Source organism: Streptomyces sp. NBC_00029, assembly GCF_045160505.1.
Lineage (GTDB): Bacteria > Actinomycetota > Actinomycetes > Streptomycetales > Streptomycetaceae > Streptomyces.
Genome location: NZ_CP108292.1, coordinates 8,530,434 through 8,546,092, shown reverse-complemented (window position 1 = coordinate 8,546,092; position 15,659 = coordinate 8,530,434). Strand labels below are relative to the sequence as shown.

Below are 15,659 nucleotides of genomic sequence, written 5' to 3'. Positions count from 1 at the left end.
CGGGGGCATGGTGGCAATCCGGCGGCGATGTGCGTCGAGCCTGCGCAGGGCGAGGACGCCTCCGATGCCGGGTACGGCCGACAGCGCGACGGCCGTTCGGTCCGGTGCGGCCTCGCGGGCGGCCGCGATGACGACGATCAGGTAGGCGCAGCCGTGGAGGGGGCCGACGGCCGAGGCCAGCGCGGGGAGGTGCAGCAGAGTCAGGTTGAGCAGCAGGGCGGCCAGGGTGACGAGTTCGACGGGAGCGGAGATCCGGAGGAGGTGGCTGGTGCGGTGCACTTCACGCTCCTGTGGTGGATCCGGGGCGGACGATCATCAGGACGGTCACCGTTGCCCACAGCAGGTTGAACAGCCCGGTGTACGTGCCCAGTCGTGCGAGCGCCCGTAGGACGGCGGGGGCCGCCCGCTGCTCGTCGACGGCGGTACGGAGGCCGGCCAGCGCCGCGGCCTGGCGGGGCAGCACCAGGCCGCCGAGCACGGCGGCGGCCGCCGCGGTCAGTGCGATCGAGGTGAGGAGCCAGGGGCTGGTCAGTACGTGGAGGCTGTTGGCGGTCGCCAGGCCGAACACCGGCACCGCGACCGCGATCACGGCGTAGACCCGGCAGATGCGGTGCAGCGTACGGGCCGCGGGGAGGACCGCCGCAGCACCGTCGACACCGGCGTCTGCGTCTGCGTCTGCGAGGGCGCGGCGCGCGACGGCGGGAAACATGCTGGCGGCGACGGTGACCGGGCCGATCGTGATGATCGCCGCCAGGACGTGGACGGAGAGGAGGAACTTTGTCACGTGGGTGATCCAGGTGGTCAGGAGTGGGAGGGTGCGGTCCGGTGGCCGGTGACGCGGGTGGCGGGCAGGCGGCCGGCCTTGGCGGTGCCGGCCAGTGCGTCCTGCGTCACGGTGACGTCGAAGGCCAGGTGCAGGCGCATGGGCTTGGTGATCGACTGGCGCCACGTGAGGCGGTCGCCGTGGCATTCGAGTCCGGTCAGCGGAACCTCCTCCGCCTCTCCGGTGGCGACGCCGTGCAGGGCCCCGTCCTGCACGAACAGGCGCAGGACGGCCTGTTGCCTGCCGATGGGGGTGGCGATCAAGAGGTTCCAGGTGCCTTCGACGGACATGTGGTGAGCCTTCCTCGACGGGGGATGGTGGATGCGTCCGGGGGTGGCGGGTGCGTGTCGGGTGAGGACGCGTGTCCGGTGGGCGGCGCGCGGGTCCTGTGCCGGGCACGTGCGATGTGGCGGAGGGCGCGTCAGAAGGCTGCGGGAACCGGGCCTGCGGCGCGCCAGACGGTGCCGCGGCGCTCGAACGCGAAGAGCTGCTCCACGGCGTGCGCGATCCGTGGGCCGAGCTCGCGCTCCAGCAGGTACAGGCCCAGGTCGAGGCCGGACGTGACGCCCGCACCCGTCACGAGGTCGCCGTCGTCCACGACGCGGGCGTCGACCGCCACGGCGCCCGTGGCGTCGAGCAGGTCCCGTCCGAGGTGGTGGGTGGTCGCGTGGCGGCCCTCGATCAACCCGGCCATCGCGAGCACCAGGGAGCCGCCGCAGACGGTGGCGACGGTCAGCCCCGGCCGTTCCAGGGCTTCCTTCAGGAGCGCGGGCAGGCCGGTCTCCAACGAGCGGCCGAGCAGGGCCGGGATGGAGTCGGCGTTCACCGGGGCGTCCGGATCGGACAGCGCGCCCAGCGGGCCGACTGCGCCCGGTACGACGACCAGGTCCGCGTGCTGCGGGTCGAGCCGGGCGGTGGCGCGCAGCGAGATCAGCCCCGCGCCGCTGGGTACGTCGCGCGGGCCCTCCGCGGAGACCAGCTCCACGCGTAGATCCCCCGGCGCCGCGACGGAACCCGCGTGGAGGACCTCGTACGGGCCGATGACGTCCATGGGGTCGAAGCCGTCGAACAGCACGATCTGACACAGCATCGGGGAGGTCTCCTCGTCTTGGGAAAGGGCCCACGGGTGGGGCGCCGGCATCGACGCTAGTCACGGTCCACAGCAGTCGACAGAGGCTGGAATGCCACCTTCCAACGGATTCTGGCCAACCGGACACAGACCACCCAGAGCCTCTCTGACCTGCACTGACATGCCAACGGTGACCGGACCACGCGAGTGAGTCGACCCGCGCACGGCTATGGTTGGGCCATGCATACCGTGGCCGTTCTCGCCCTGGACGGCGTGATCCCGTTCGACCTGTCGACCCCCATCGAGGTGTTCACGCGTACCCGGCTTCCCGGCGGCCGCCCGGCCTATCGGGTCCGTGTCTGTGCGGCCGCCGAGGAGGTCGACGCGGGGGCCTTCTCCCTGCGCGCGCCGTGGCCGCTGGCCGAGCTGGCCGAGGCGGACACGATCATCGTGCCGGGCACGGCCGATCCCACGGCGCCGGTGCCCCAGGAGGTGCTCGACGCGCTGAGCCAGGCCGCCGCGCGCGGGACCAGGATCGCCTCCGTCTGCGTGGGCGCGTTCGTACTGGCCTCGACGGGCCTGCTGGACGGCCTGCGCGCCACCACGCACTGGTCGGCCGCGGATCTCCTGGCCGCGCTCCATCCGGCGGTCGAGGTGGACCCCGGGGTGCTGTACGTGGACAACGGACAGCTGCTCACCTCCGCAGGGGCCGCAGCGGGGCTGGACCTGTGTCTGCACATGATCCGGTGCGACCTCGGCTCGGCGGTGGCCGCGGACGCCGCCCGACTGTCGGTCATGCCGCTGGAACGCGACGGCGGGCAGGCCCAGTTCATCGTCCACGAGCAGCCGCCGGCCCCTCGCGGGTCGGTACTGGAACCGCTCATGCGCTGGATGGAGGACAACGCCCGGCGCGAGCTCGCCCTGGACGACCTCGCCCGGCAGAGCGGCATGAGCGTCCGGACCCTGAACCGGCGCTTCCGCGAACAGACGGGCACGTCACCGCTTCAGTGGCTGCACCGGGCCCGGATCCGCCAGGCGCAGCATCTGCTGGAGACCACCGCGCACCCCGTCGAACGGATCGCCGCGCAGGTCGGTTTCGGCTCTCCCACGGCGTTCCGGGAACGCTTCAAACGCCTCACCGGCACCAGCCCGCGTGCCTACCGGCGTACCTTCCAGACGCAGAAGTCGCTCTGACGGCGCCCAGGCACGGCTTCGCGGTGGTGAGGGTCCGCCCGCGATGGCGGCTGTAAAAAATCACTGTCCGATTGTCGGAACACAGTGATAAAGATTCAGGGTGACAACGACACTTGAGTTCCCCGCTCTGCTGCAACTGATCGACGAACGGTCGACTGCCTTCCGCGCCGCGGTCGCCTCCGCGCCCAGCCTCGACGCACAGGTTCCGACCTGCCCCGAGTGGACGCTGTTCGATCTGGCGCAGCACATCGGCGAGGGGCGCCGCGACTGGGCAGCCACCGTCGCAGCAGGGCCTGCTTCGGCGAAGTCCGCAGCGGAGGGCTCCCCGGCTGCGCCTAGGGAGCGCGAGGCTTTGCTGGCCTGGTTGGCGGAGTCCACGGAGCAACTGCTGGACGCATTGCGGAAGGCCGGCCCGGATCGCGGTTGCTGGGCGTGGTGGGAGACGTTGCAGTCGCCGCACACCTCCGGAGCCGTGGCCCGGCACCAGCTCCAGCAGATGGCGGTGCACACGTACGACGCCCAGATCACCGTAGGTGCCCCGCAGCCGCTGCCGGAGGAGGTGGCGCTCGACGGTGTCGACGAGTTCCTGTCCACCTGCGTCACCACGACAAGTGCCTGGCCTCACAAGCCCGCTGTCATCGACTTCCACGCCTCCGAGGGCCGCTCCTGGCGCCTCTCGCTCTCCGCCGACGGCGCACGTAGCGCCCGGCTCCCCGAGCCCGGCACCATGCCGGCCACCTCTGGCGGCCAGGACCCGGACACGGCCGCCGCTTACTTCTCCGCTCGGGGCACGGCCAGCGAGCTGGTCTTCATCCTGTACAACCGCATCCCGATCGACTCCCTGGAGCTCGACGGCGACCGAGGTGTCTTCGAGCAGCTCAGGACCTGGGACCCGAGTGAGTAGGACGTGACGATGCGCCACCTCGTACGCCCCGGGGCATGCCCTGCGCCAACGGCTGAAACCAGGCCGTGGTGGCCCCGGGGCCGCGGGGGGAGCAGACCGTCACGGCTGCGAAGCGGCTGACCAAGGCGGCGGCTCACCAGCTGATCGCCGTTGTCGCCGGACTCAGCGCTCCACGCCGCACCGTCGCGCGATCGCCTCCAGACGCTCGAGTTCCCGTTGCGCCGCTTCCTGATGGGCGAGATCGAGGGCCATCCCGGCGCGGGCCGAAATGTAAAGGATGTCCTGGTGGGTGGCTGCGTCGAGGCCGGGGGCGTTCTGGAGCCGGCGGCCGGTGACGCTCAGGTAGATCGCGATGCTGTCGAGATCCTCGCGTTGGTGCACAGGAAGCACCTGCCGGAGTTCGTCCTTGGCGTAGTCGCGCGTCTGCCAGTCCGCCGCGCAGGGGCCAGGCTGCGCGGGAGCCCAGGGAAGGCCGGCTTCCCGGGCGTCGTCGTACATCTCTGCCACCAACGCGCGTGCAGACGCGGGATCGTCCTCGGCGGCTGCCGCGCGGGCCGACTGCAACGTGGAGCGCAGCCGTGCACGGACATCGGGGTCTTCACCAGTCCGGGCGTCCAGATAGCCGGACCACACGTCGAACGCCTTGCTCAACTCGGCATCCAGCATGATCTTGTACACGTCCGGCACTCCGCCGCCCTTCCGTCGGGCCCGTCCCGGCACGGACGGCAGCGGCCAGGATAGGACAGTCGCTGCGCGGGACGCCTGCGATTATCTGGTGCAACGTGCAGGAGCCGCCGCGGCAACTCATTCCCATCCGACCCTGACCAACATCTACGGGACAGCTCTCAGGCCGTTTCCTCAGGACCGTCTCTGCGGTTCTCCTCAGCCAGGTCGAGCGCCGCCTCGCGCATGACGGTGACGGTTCCGGTGAGCCAGCGGCCGGCCGCAGCCGGTTCGGACTCGTCGAGGCCCTGCACCCCTTCGCGTGTCCCGGCATTCGCCGCTGGGCGCGGCGCCGGGTCGGCCGCAGCTCCGGGTCCCGAGGCGCGCCGGTCATGCTCGCTGCCGATGCTGGGCTCTGCGTGCTGCGGCTCCGCGCCGTGGTGCTCCCGATGACCGGGAGGGGCGGGGCGGAGGGGAGTCAGCCGAAGCGCACGGTCTTGAACTCCGCGGCTCGGCTCGCGCCCGGCCGCAGTACGACCCCGTCGTCCTGGCAGTCGATGCTCATGTAGAGCGTGGCCGTCCTGTTGGTCGTGTTCCTGGCGGCGCGGGCGCGGCCGGCGCCGCCCATGCTGGCGGTCGCATCGATGCACCTCTCGTCGGCAGGGTTGCTCAGGGCACCTGCCCGCGCGTGGCCGCCCGCGGTGAACCGGAAGGTGAACGTGCCCTGCGCCGCGTCGGCGGGGGGCGACGCGGCCAGGACGAGGAAGGCTGCGAGGGGAGCGGCAGCGCGGTGTGCAAGACGCATGAGGTGGGCCCCGTTCCGTGAGTGATCCTCAGTTGAGCGCATGATCACCGGTATGCCGGGGGCCGAACACCACCGCTCCCTCCAAGAGATGATTCCGGTGGGCCATCCGGCGCCCGCCCGAGCGGCCCGTGCCGCCCTGACCGGCCGATGGCCGGCGGTGGGCGCGCGTGGCGCGAGGCGCACGGCCCGCAGCACACAGCACGCAGCGCGCAGCGCGCGGCTCGCCGTACGACCGCGACGGTCTGCGTGCCGCGTGTCCGGTGCGTTACGGTCCGTTACCTGATCTCCGTGTCACGCGGACGTCCGACCAGCCTCCCGGAGACCACCGTGTCCCAAGTCCCCCGCCCCGCTCGCGCCCGGCGACGCCGCGTGGCCGCCGTGGCGCTGGCCTTGCTGGGCCTGCTGCTCGCCCCGGCCGCCCTGCCCTCGGCCGCGTCGCCCCGCTCGCCGTCCGGTACGGGTCCCGCGCCCGCCGCGACCCGGGTGGCGTCCGGCGGCACCGCGGCGCTGGCCGGGTACGCGATCCGGTCGACGGCCGAGGTTCCCGACACGGCGGCCGCCGTGTCCACACCCGGCTACGCGACGGCCGGCTGGCACCGGGCCGGGCCCCGTTCCACGGTGCTCGCCGCCCTGGTCGCCGACGGCACGCACCCGGACCCGTTCTACTCCACGGACCAGCAGCGCATCCCGCGCGGGGATTTCTCCGTGCCGTGGTGGTTCCGCAGCGACTTCACGCTTCCCGACACCTCGGAGCGCACGTCACTGGACTTCAGCGGGGTGGTCTCCGCGGCGGACGTGTACGTCAACGGCCGGCAGGTCGCCTCCGCGGCCGACGTGGCCGGTGTGTACACGCGGCACGAGCTCGACATCACCGCGCTCGTGCGGGCCGGCACGAACACGGTCGCCTTCCGGGTGCGGCCCAACGATCCGCGCAAGCACCTCACGCTGGGCTGGCTGGACTGGCTGCAGCCCCCGCCCGACGCCAACATGGGTCTCGTCCGTGATGTCCTGGTCCGCCGCCGGGGACCGGTTTCGCTGCACGACGCCCATGTGGTGACGCGCCTGGAGCTCCCGACGCCATCCCCCACCGCCACCGTCGCCGCTGCCTCGGCCGAGCTGACCGTGAAGGCTCAGGTCCGCAACGACTCCCAGGAGAGCGCCACCACCGTCGTCACCGCCACCGTCAGCGGCACCGGGATCGTGCTGCGCGAGGACGTCGTCCTGCGCGCCGGTGAGGTCCGTACGCTCATCTTCTCCCCGGACCGGCACCCTCAACTACGTCTGGCACAGCCCGCGTTGTGGTGGCCGGCCGGCATGGGCGCCCAGAACCTGTACGGGCTCGACCTGACGGCGACGGTGGCCGGCAGCCGCTCGGACTCGGTCCGCCACACCTTCGGGATCCGCGAGGTGAAGGCACCTCTCAACTCCGCCGGAGCCCGCCAGTACTCGGTCAACGGCCGCCCCCTCCTGATCCGTGGCGCGGGCTGGTCGGCCGACGAGCTGCTGCGCTGGGACACCACCGCCGCGGAGGACCGGATCAGGGCAGCGCTCGACGCGGGCCTCAACACGCTCCGGCTCGAAGGCCACCTCGAGCCGGACGAGTTCTTCGACCTCGCCGACCGGCACGGAATCCTCACCCTGCCCGGTTGGGAGTGCTGCAACAAGTGGGAGGGGCCGGTCAACCCCTCCGGTTCGGGCGAGAAATGGGGCGCCGCCGACCGTCTCACTGCCCGGGCGTCCATGGCGGCCGAGGCCGCCCGGCTGCGCAGCCACCCCAGCGTCCTGTCCTTCCTCATCGGCAGCGACTTCGCACCCGACGCGGCGACCGAACGGGACTACCTCGACGCCCTGCGCGCCGCCGACTGGCCCACCCCGGTGATCCCCGCCGCCGCCGACGTCACCACGGCCCTGAACGGCCCCTCCGGCATGCGGATGCCCGGACCCTACGACTGGGTCCCGCCCTCGTACTGGTACGACAAGCGCGAGGGCGGCGCGACGGGATTCAACTCCGAGACGAGCGCCGGACCCTCCGTCCCGACCCTGGACACGCTGCGCCGCATGCTCTCTCCGGCGGAACTCGAAACCCTCTGGAAGTCGCCGTCCGCCCCTCAGTACCACCGCTCCCCCTCCCCCACCTACAACACGCTCAAGCTGTTCAACGACGCCCTCGCCCGCCGCTACGGCGCTCCGCACGGTCTGGGGGACTACGTCGCCAAGGCCCAGCTCAGCCAGTACGAGAACGTCCGGGCGCAGTTCGAGGCGTACGCCCGCAACGCCACGGACGCGAGCGCCCCCTCGACCGGGGTCATCTACTGGATGTTCAACAGCGGCTGGACCTCACTGCACTGGCAGCTCATCGACCGCTACCTCGACCGGGGCGGCGCCTACTACGGCGCGAAGAAAGCCAACGAGCCCCTGCACATCCAGTACTCCTACGACGACCGGACGGTGGCCGTCATCAACCGGCGGCCGGCGGCCGTGTCCGGGCTCACCGCCCGGGTCACCCTCTTCGCCACCGACGGGACCTCCCGCTACGACCGCACCGTACGCGGGCTGCAGGTCGGCGGTGACGGGGCGAGGACCACCGCGCTGACCGTTCCGGCCCTCGCGGAGGGCCAAGACCTCCCTGACTCCACGTACCTCGCCCGGCTGACGCTCACCGACGGCGCCGGGCGCGAGGTCAGCCGCAACGTCTACTGGCTCTCCACCCGACCGGACGTCCTCGACTACGGCTCCAGCGACTGGTACCACACCCCGGTCACGGCCCATGGCGACCTGACCGGGCTGAAGTCCCTGGCGGCCGCCACCGTGACGGCGACCGCACGCACCACGCAGCACGCGGGTGGACGCTCCACCACCACGGTCACCGTCCGCAACACGGGCAGCGGCAACACGCCCGCGCTGTTGACCGATGTCCGGCTGGTCGACGGCTTGGACGCACCCGTGCTGCCGGTCCGGTGGGACGACAACCAGGTCAGTCTCTGGCCCGGTGAGAGTGCCGTCCTAACCGCCGAGTACCGGGCGGCGGACGTCAGGGGTGACGCGCCCCGCATCCGGATCTCGGGGTGGAACACGCCCACCACGCACATCACCCCGGACCCTTCCTGAATGCGCGCGCCTCGCAGGTCCCGCAGGGCGGGCAGCGGAACTGCGCGGCCCCCGCCCGACGTCGTGTCGGGCGGGGGCCGCGCGCGTGCCCGGATGCCGCGGGTGCCGGAGCGTGCCTACACGAAGGGCCCGCCGAGCCGGCCGGTGGCTCCGTAGTACTTGGAGATCTGGACGCGGTAGTCCGGGTCGGCCAGGTGGTTCTCGCGGTGGAATTCCGGGGCCGCCTTGATCTGCTCCTTGGTGCGGTCCACGTGCACCGTGTGCGTCTCCCGGTCGATGCCGGTCACCGTCCCGGCCGGGATCAGCACCTCCTTGCCGAAGATCCAGACTCCCGTGTCGACGACCAGGTACGCGTCCGAGACCTCCGCCGAGTGCTTGTCGACCTTGCCGATGCTCCCGTCGGCCGCCTCCACCTTGAATCCGGTGAGGTCCTCCCCGGTCGGGTGGACGATTCCGGACCGGTAGGCCCACATGTCGTCGTGCATGATCAAACCACTCCTCACGTCAGACGTCGTTGCGCCGGATCTCGCTCGGTCGCTTCGCCCACCGCCTGCCCCGCGGCCCGGACCTCATGCGCCGAGGACACGCGGAAGCCGCAGTACGGCGTCCAGCAGTCCCGGGGTGGCCGGTACGAGGTGCAGCCGCCAGGCTGCGGCGAGTGCGGCGCGGGCCGCGCCCGCCCGGAGCGGCAGCGTGCGCGAGCGCAGGAGGCCGGCGACCGCGGCCGTGTCCAGGACCGGGTCGGCCACCGGATTGGCGGTCCGGCGAAGATCCGGCGCTGCTCGTCGGCGGCCCCTTCCTTGAACAGGAACGCCGGCCTCAACCGGACCACCCGCATGCCGGGATGCGCGAGCTGGAAGCCGTCGAGACAGCGCTCCGTTTAGGCCTTCTCCCCCGTGTAGGCGGCGCCCGGCCAGCCGTGGGTGGGCCGGGACTCGTCGGCGGGGCCCGGTGAGTACGCGGCGTGTACCAGGGCGCGCACCCCGGCCCGCGCGCACGCCTCGAGGACACCGATGCTGCCCAGCACCCTGGTGCGCCAGGTGACGACGGGGTCGTGGGTCGGCTGGAACCGCCGGGCGAGGTGCACGACGGCGTCCGCTCCCGCGAACACCTCCGCCAGGTCGGCGCGACCGGGGTCGATGTCCACGTCGGCCCAGCGGACTTCGGGGATCCGAAGGCCGGGGCGGCGGCGGGCGACACCGAGCACGTCGGTGACCGTGCGTTCGGCGGCCAGGGCCTTCACGACGCTGGTGCCCACATTGCCGGTGGCACCGGTGACCACGACCCTCATCAGGCCCACCTCGTCCGGTGGGATCGGCCGGGCCGCGATGCCCGGCCGGGGCGGCCCCGGCCGGAGTGAGCAGGCTCGTCCGCGGCCATGGGCGTGGGCGTGAAGGTGCGCCGTGCGGCCTCCTCGCGCAGTCCCTCCAGTACGGCTGCCTGATCCCGGGCGCGGGACAGGAGCCGGTCGACGGCGGCCCGCTCGAGGTGGCTGTGGGTTTCGGCGATGACGGCGAGCGATTTCCAGAGCGCTTCCTTGCCCTCCACACCGATCCGCATGGCTTCCAGTTCGAGGACGTCGCTGAGGGGGGAGCGGCTCACCAGACGACCGTTGAGTTTGACCCGGCCGACCTTTTCGGCGAGGCGGCCGACGACCACCCGGGACCACTGCGCGGGGATGTCGAGGGCGGTCATGACCTCGCGCAGGCTCTCCCGGTCGGCGGAGATGTCCTCGGCGAGCTCGGCCAGGGGAGGCCCGGCCGGTGTACCGCGGTGGGTTCGGGCCATGCGGCGGATGAGTGCCACGCCGCTGCTGGCGCCCGCGAGGTGGTCGTTGAGGTAGATCGCGAGGAGGCGCTGGGTGCGGGGCGGAGCGGAGGAAGGGGATCGCGAGCTGCTGTGGTGAGCGTTCATGGCGCTGTTCCGATCCTGTGGACGTCCCGGCTGCCGCCACGGACCCACGGAGCCGTTCACAGATCGTGCGCCCGTCTTCGACCCGCGGTGCTCGCGTGGGACAGATGGGTGGCTCTTGGCGTCTGACCGGCCTCCCGGCCTTCAAACCTCCCTCTTCCACACCTCCGTCCGCGCGCCGACGGGCCCCGCCCGGTACGTACGCCCCTCCGTCCGAGTGCCCAGCGCCGCATCTGCTCCCGGTGCCGGGATCACGCCCCGGCGGGTGCCGGACGGGCGGAGCCTCTCCCAGGACCAACGCCGGGCCTGCGTTTGGCCGGTGTCGCGCCGGGCAGCCGCGTGGCAGAGGCCGGTGAGGCCCGGATGGAGGCGAGCCATGTCGAACAGCATGCTCATCACCGTGATCGTCATCGCGGCGGTCGTGGTCATCGCACTTTGCGTGGGGCTGTGGATGATGTCCCGCCGACGCCACTTGCAGCAGCGTTTCGGGCCCGAGTACGAACGCACCGTGGAGGCCGAGGGCGGCCGCATGGCCGCGGAGCGCGAGCTGCGGGCCCGCGAGGAACGCCACGCGGAATTCGAGCTCAAGGAGCTCCCGTCGGAGCGGCGCCACCAGTACGCGCAGGAGTGGAGCGGAGTCCAGGAGCGGTTCGTGGACCGGCCGGAGGGCTCCGTCGGCGAGGCCGACGAGCTGGTCATCCGGCTGATGCGCGAGCGCGGATACCCCACGGAGGGGTTCAACCGCCAGGTGCGTGATCTCTCTGTGGAGCACGGACAGACCTTGGAGCACTATCGCGCCGCGCACGACGTCAAGGAGCGCAGCGGTGCGGGACGGACGACGACGGAGGAACTCCGCGGAGCGATGGTGCACTACCGCGCGCTCTTCGAGGAGTTGCTCAGTGACCAGAGGAGTCGGTGAACATGCGCAACCGATCGGACAGGGAAGAGGACCGGGCCGCCGGCGTCGAGCTGACGACCGAGGACATTGCGAACCCCGGGACGGCGACCACCACCCAGGACCCGCGGCTGGACGACGGCCGGCTGGACGATGAACGGCGCGTGCCCACGTACCCGGGGGAGGCGACGGCGGACACCCGGTACGGGGACGACGGTTCCGCCACGGAGGAGGCAGGCACGGGCCACGAGGACCGGCAGCCCTCGGCGGCGGACGAACCGCTGCTCGGCGGTGAGGAGGCGGAGCGCTACCGCACGACGTGGAGCGAGATCCAGGGGCGGTTCGTGGATGACCCGCAGGACGCGGTCAAGTCGGCGGACGCGCTGGTGGCCGAGGTGATGCAGGCGCTCGCCCAGACGTTCTCCACGCGCAAGCAGGGCCTGGAGGGCCAGTGGGACCAGGGCGAACAGGTCGCCACGGAGGAGCTGCGGCTGGCGCTCCAGCAGTACCGCTCCTTCTTCAACCGGCTGCTCAACACCTGAGAACACATCCCGAAACCCGACGCGGCCGCGGCGCGCCGGACCCGCTGTTACGGGTCCGGCGCGCCGCCGTCGGAGGAGGCCGGTGCGGAAGCCGGGTATGCGGCGGCCCGGGGCGGGCATGCGCTCCTACAGAGGTAAGAGCGTCCACTTCACCCGGAGCCTGCGATGACTCCCGCGTTCCATGAACCCCAGCGACACCTCGACCTCCCTGACGACGTCACCGACACCAGCTCGGCCCCGCCCGTGCCTCGGCTGCCGCACCTCAGCGGCAGTGGCGGCTGGGGCTGGATCCTCGTCCGGCACATCGCACGTGAGGTCAGTGCCGTGCCCACGCCCGCCGGTGGGAAACGCGTCCACGTGTGCATGCCCGTCGACGGGTGACACCGGCGCCATCCGTGCGGAGGTCCTCCGGGAGCCGCGGGAATGCGCCGGAGGGAGGTGGGTAGGCGCGAATCGAGCCGGCGGCAGTCAGAGGTACCCGCCGGCCACGAGCGGCAGACCACACCATCTACGACCCTAGTGGAGGAGAACACCATGGGACACGGCGGTGACGTCATCGCAGAGCTGACCACCGACCACCAGGAGGTGGAGGATTTCTTCAAGAACATCCAGGCGCTGCCCTCCGGGGACCCCCGCAGGAAGCGGTACGCGGACAAGCTGACCATCGAACTGGTCCGGCACTCCGTGGCCGAGGAGGAGTACCTGTACCCGGCGGTGCGCGAGCACCTGCCCGACGGGGACGCCATCGCGGACAAGGAGCTGGAGGACCACGCGGCGGCCGAGCGGATCATGAAGGACCTCGAAGGGTGCGACGCCGCTGACCCCCGGTTCGACGGACTGGTCGACAAGCTGATGACCGAAATCCGCGAGCACATCGCCGACGAGGAGGGCAGCCTCTTCCCGCGGCTGCGCGCCCAGTGCTCGGCGGACGTGCTGGGCGAGCTCGGCGACAAGGTCCGTTCCGCCAAGAAGACCGCACCGACCCGCCCGCACCCGTCCGCCCCGGACAAGCCGCCGGCCAACAAACTGCTCGCACCCGGGGTCGGACTCGTCGACCGCCTCCGCGACGCGATGAGCGGGCGCGGCAAGGATTCCTGACACTTCTGAGCCGCGCCTGCCTCAGCCGGCCCGCGGTGGCCCCCGGTGCCCCCAGTGGCTTCGGCCGGCCTCACGTGCCGGCGCGTTGTTCCGGTTCCGCCGGAAGGTGGATGTCCAGGACGCACACGTCGTCTTGCCCGGCAGGATGCAGGGCCGCCAGGAGCCGGGGCAGGAGGTCGGGAGATCCCCCGCCCATGGCCCCGGCGGCCGCCTCGGCGAGCCGGCCGAGACCGCAGTCCATGTCCTCCCCGGGTACTTCGATGAGCCCGTCGGTGTACAGGAGGAGATGATCGCCGGGCTCCAGGTCCAGCGTCACCTCCGCGTACACGGAGTCGAAGGACGCCCCGAGGAGGTTGCCCTCCGGCAGGGGGAGGAAGCGAGCCACTCCCCCGCGGACCAGCAGGGGCGGCAGATGCCCGGCCCGCACCCACGCGAGACGCCGCTCCACCGGGCTGTAGCGCGCCATGATCATGGTGGCCGTGGTGGCGGACGGGGTGGTGGCCGTGTGCAGGAGGAGGGTGTTGAGCCGGCCCATGGCATCGGGCAGCGCAGAGCCGGTGATGATCATGCCCTTGGCGGTGAACCGCAGCTGGGCCATGGTCCCGACGGCATCCAGGCCATGGCCCGCGACGTCCCCGACCACGAAGAGGGCGCTCTTGTCGGGCAGTTCGATGGCGCTGTACCAGTCACCGCCTACGTTCACTCCGGTGTCCGAGGGCACGTAGGCGATGTCGACGCGCAGACCCACCAGCTCGATCGACTGTTCCGGAATGGGCAGCAGAGCATGCTGGAGGCGTGCGGCGATGGCCCGTTCGGCCTGGAGCACGCCCCGTTGGACGAGCACGGCCCGTTCGCTCTCGATCAGGGCCAGCTCGGTGTCCCGTTGGGGGGTGAGGTCCTGGAAGAAGCCGTGCACCTCGACGGGGGTCCCGTAGGCGTCCGTCTCGGCCTCGGCGACGATGCGCAGGTGCCGGACCCCGTCGGCGATGCTGATGCGGAAGGACTGGTCGATCGGCGTACCGTCTCCCAGCAGCCGCTGAACGGCGTCGGCGAGAGCGGGCAGGTCGTCCGGAACGAGGTGCTGCGGGAGCTCCTCCAGCCTCATGGGCCCCTGGTCGGGCGGGCGGTCGAAGATCGCGTACACCTGGTCGGACCAGTTGACCGTGTCGGTGGTCAGATTCCAGTCGGCCCAGCCGAGGTTGCCCAGGCGCTGCATGGTGGCCAGCCGGCGGATCTCGCGTGCGGTGGTGTCGTGGCGGATCCACGAGACCATGAGCCGGCCGGCCAGCCGCGTGGCGCGCACGGAGTAGACGGACGTCTCGGGGATCCCCGCCGTCACCTCCTGGTACGAGAACGGCTCGCCCTCGTAGGTGGCTCCAGTGTCCAGGGCGTCGAGGTAGCCCTGCCACAAGGGTGTTCCGGCCACGGTCGGATAGGTCTCCAGGATCCTCCGGCCCACCAGTTCCCTGCCTTGGCGGCCCGCCACGTCCACCGAGTCCGGAGCGGCCGCCTCGATGCGGTAGTCCTCCACCTCGCCGCTCGGCGCACGCAGGGGCGTGAGAAGGATCGCCGCACCGGACACCGTATCGAGGATCCTCTGGACGGCGGCAACCTCCGGGTCCGCCGGCCGGGCAGGGCGGTGCTCGAGGACGCGCAGGGGGCCGCCGCACAGGCGAACGGCCTGTTGCAGCAGGGCCCGGTCGTCGCTGCCGAAGGGGATGGCGACCTTCCGGAAGAATCCGACGGCGCAGGTGACCGTCTCCTCGCCCGGTACGGGGATCCACGCGCGGGTCGGCCATCGCCCGGGCGACCCGATGAGCCGGTACTTCTCGGGGTCCCGCTCCGGATCGTCCAGCCATCGCGGCTCACCGGAGGTGATCGCCTCCAGCACGGCAACGCCGGCCGGCGGCGGGATGTCCCGCCACTGCGCGGCCAGTACCTGATCGATCCCGGAACGGCCGATGAGCTCCAGCCCCCCGGCCCCGTCCAAGGTGTAGATCATCACGCCGTCCACGCCGAGGGGAAGGCGCAGCGCCCCGTGCAGGACCTCCGCGGCATCGCCCGTGCTGCGGGCGTCCGCCAGCGCGGCGGCCAGGCCTGCCAGGAGCGCACGCGAGCCGGCGGCATCGCGGTCGCCGGTGAGGCAGCGGTCCGAGCTGAAGACGGACCGGGGGCGGTCCGGGGCCGCATCGGTGCTCGTCGTGCCGGGGGCCACGGGCTGCGGAGGCGGTGCGGCGGTCCGGGACCGGATCCCGCCGAGGGTGATCCAGCACTCCTCCATCAGGGTCCTGCGCCGGCGCCCGGCGTGTTCTACGAGCAGCTCGTACGCCTCATCGGCCGACACGCCCTCCCGGGCCATCAGCACGCCCTTCGCCCGCTCCAGTACCGCCGCGCCGGAGGCAAGGCCTTCCAGGTCCGCCACCTCGGTCCGGAGCCTGGCCACGACCTTGGCCAGGGCGAGTACCTCGGGCGACGCACCGTCGCCCGAAGCCGTCGGATCCGTCTGCACCCTTCGAGCATGGCACGGTCGCGCACTGCGGGTAATGGGCCGCCGTGCAACCGGTCGTGGGCAACGCTCGGACCGGGGTTTTCCGGCGGCATGCGGATCGGCTACGGAGTGCCACCGAGCGGCTGCGGGTGGGAACGG

Annotated in this window: 15 protein-coding genes and 1 pseudogene; 6 read left to right on the top strand and 10 right to left on the bottom strand. The window is 71.9% G+C overall.

Translation table 11 applies throughout. The features are described from left to right. Nucleotides 1–280 precede the first annotated feature (280 nt). The 3 genes from OG753_RS39335 to OG753_RS39325 form a co-directional block, all read right to left on the bottom strand. Nucleotides 281–784, bottom strand: a complete 504-nt coding sequence (locus OG753_RS39335) for a DUF2269 family protein (RefSeq protein WP_405792392.1) — start codon at nucleotides 782–784, stop codon at nucleotides 281–283. 17 nt (nucleotides 785–801) lie between these two features. Beyond that, a complete protein-coding gene (locus OG753_RS39330) occupies nucleotides 802–1,113 on the bottom strand; it encodes a hypothetical protein (protein ID WP_405792390.1) in 312 nt (103 codons plus the stop codon). A gap of 131 nt (nucleotides 1,114–1,244) precedes the next feature. Next, nucleotides 1,245–1,913 (bottom strand): DJ-1/PfpI family protein, encoded by a 669-nt coding sequence (locus tag OG753_RS39325; protein WP_327266558.1) that lies wholly within the window; start codon nucleotides 1,911–1,913, stop codon nucleotides 1,245–1,247. Between the two features lie 219 nt (nucleotides 1,914–2,132). Here OG753_RS39325 and OG753_RS39320 point away from each other — a divergent pair, with 219 nt between their 5' ends. Continuing rightward, complete coding sequence (locus OG753_RS39320) at nucleotides 2,133–3,086, top strand: helix-turn-helix domain-containing protein (RefSeq protein ID WP_327266557.1); 954 nt, start codon at nucleotides 2,133–2,135, stop codon at nucleotides 3,084–3,086. A gap of 100 nt (nucleotides 3,087–3,186) precedes the next feature. Next, nucleotides 3,187–3,990 (top strand): maleylpyruvate isomerase N-terminal domain-containing protein, encoded by an 804-nt coding sequence (locus tag OG753_RS39315; protein ID WP_405792387.1) that lies wholly within the window; start codon nucleotides 3,187–3,189, stop codon nucleotides 3,988–3,990. Nucleotides 3,991–4,152: 162 nt separating this feature from the next. On the opposite strand, the gene OG753_RS39310 is transcribed toward OG753_RS39315, so the two are convergent. The 3 genes from OG753_RS39310 to OG753_RS39300 all read right to left on the bottom strand — a co-directional run bounded on the left by OG753_RS39310 (nucleotide 4,153) and on the right by OG753_RS39300 (nucleotide 5,458). Then, nucleotides 4,153–4,668 (bottom strand): hypothetical protein, encoded by a 516-nt coding sequence (locus tag OG753_RS39310; protein WP_405792385.1) that lies wholly within the window; start codon nucleotides 4,666–4,668, stop codon nucleotides 4,153–4,155. Between the two features lie 167 nt (nucleotides 4,669–4,835). Next, complete coding sequence (locus OG753_RS39305) at nucleotides 4,836–4,967, bottom strand: hypothetical protein (protein WP_327266554.1); 132 nt, start codon at nucleotides 4,965–4,967, stop codon at nucleotides 4,836–4,838. Between the two features lie 164 nt (nucleotides 4,968–5,131). Continuing rightward, a complete protein-coding gene (locus OG753_RS39300; protein WP_327266553.1) occupies nucleotides 5,132–5,458 on the bottom strand; it encodes a hypothetical protein in 327 nt (108 codons plus the stop codon). A gap of 327 nt (nucleotides 5,459–5,785) precedes the next feature. Here OG753_RS39300 and OG753_RS39295 point away from each other — a divergent pair, with 327 nt between their 5' ends. After that, nucleotides 5,786–8,566, top strand: coding sequence for a glycosyl hydrolase 2 galactose-binding domain-containing protein (locus OG753_RS39295; RefSeq protein ID WP_405792383.1), 2,781 nt, complete (start codon nucleotides 5,786–5,788; stop codon nucleotides 8,564–8,566). 116 nt (nucleotides 8,567–8,682) lie between these two features. Here OG753_RS39295 and OG753_RS39290 read toward each other — a convergent pair whose 3' ends face one another. The 3 genes and pseudogenes from OG753_RS39290 to OG753_RS39280 form a co-directional block, all read right to left on the bottom strand. Beyond that, on the bottom strand, nucleotides 8,683–9,051 hold the full coding sequence (locus OG753_RS39290; RefSeq protein ID WP_327266551.1) for a PRC-barrel domain-containing protein: 369 nt from the start codon (nucleotides 9,049–9,051) through the stop codon (nucleotides 8,683–8,685). Between the two features lie 102 nt (nucleotides 9,052–9,153). After that, nucleotides 9,154–9,857 (bottom strand): annotated as a pseudogene (locus OG753_RS39285) (NAD-dependent epimerase/dehydratase family protein); the annotation flags it as partial. After that, nucleotides 9,857–10,480 (bottom strand): hypothetical protein, encoded by a 624-nt coding sequence (locus OG753_RS39280; protein ID WP_405792380.1) that lies wholly within the window; start codon nucleotides 10,478–10,480, stop codon nucleotides 9,857–9,859. The gene OG753_RS39280 and the pseudogene OG753_RS39285, both read right to left, overlap by 1 nt. A gap of 373 nt (nucleotides 10,481–10,853) precedes the next feature. Between OG753_RS39280 and OG753_RS39275 the strand changes: the two genes are divergently transcribed. The 3 genes from OG753_RS39275 to OG753_RS39265 all read left to right on the top strand — a co-directional run bounded on the left by OG753_RS39275 (nucleotide 10,854) and on the right by OG753_RS39265 (nucleotide 13,012). Further along, nucleotides 10,854–11,396 (top strand): hypothetical protein, encoded by a 543-nt coding sequence (locus tag OG753_RS39275; RefSeq protein ID WP_405792378.1) that lies wholly within the window; start codon nucleotides 10,854–10,856, stop codon nucleotides 11,394–11,396. Nucleotides 11,397–11,398: 2 nt separating this feature from the next. Next, a complete protein-coding gene (locus OG753_RS39270; protein ID WP_327266548.1) occupies nucleotides 11,399–11,914 on the top strand; it encodes a hypothetical protein in 516 nt (171 codons plus the stop codon). Nucleotides 11,915–12,448: 534 nt separating this feature from the next. Then, entirely contained in the window at nucleotides 12,449–13,012 is a 564-nt protein-coding gene (locus OG753_RS39265; RefSeq protein ID WP_327266547.1) for a hemerythrin domain-containing protein, read from the top strand. Between the two features lie 70 nt (nucleotides 13,013–13,082). Here OG753_RS39265 and OG753_RS39260 read toward each other — a convergent pair whose 3' ends face one another. Continuing rightward, entirely contained in the window at nucleotides 13,083–15,521 is a 2,439-nt protein-coding gene (locus tag OG753_RS39260) for a SpoIIE family protein phosphatase (RefSeq protein ID WP_405792376.1), read from the bottom strand. Nucleotides 15,522–15,659 lie beyond the last annotated feature (138 nt).

Coding starts and splice junctions, on each gene's coding strand:
- OG753_RS39330 (WP_405792390.1), bottom strand. CDS start 1,113: ATGTCCGTCGAAGGCACCTGGAACCTCTTGATCGCCACCCCCATCGGC.
- OG753_RS39300 (WP_327266553.1), bottom strand. CDS start 5,458: ATGCGTCTTGCACACCGCGCTGCCGCTCCCCTCGCAGCCTTCCTCGTC.
- OG753_RS39290 (WP_327266551.1), bottom strand. CDS start 9,051: ATGCACGACGACATGTGGGCCTACCGGTCCGGAATCGTCCACCCGACC.
- OG753_RS39265 (WP_327266547.1), top strand. CDS start 12,449: ATGGGACACGGCGGTGACGTCATCGCAGAGCTGACCACCGACCACCAG.
- OG753_RS39325 (WP_327266558.1), bottom strand. CDS start 1,913: ATGCTGTGTCAGATCGTGCTGTTCGACGGCTTCGACCCCATGGACGTC.
- OG753_RS39275 (WP_405792378.1), top strand. CDS start 10,854: ATGTCGAACAGCATGCTCATCACCGTGATCGTCATCGCGGCGGTCGTG.
- OG753_RS39270 (WP_327266548.1), top strand. CDS start 11,399: ATGCGCAACCGATCGGACAGGGAAGAGGACCGGGCCGCCGGCGTCGAG.
- OG753_RS39280 (WP_405792380.1), bottom strand. CDS start 10,480: ATGAACGCTCACCACAGCAGCTCGCGATCCCCTTCCTCCGCTCCGCCC.
- OG753_RS39320 (WP_327266557.1), top strand. CDS start 2,133: ATGCATACCGTGGCCGTTCTCGCCCTGGACGGCGTGATCCCGTTCGAC.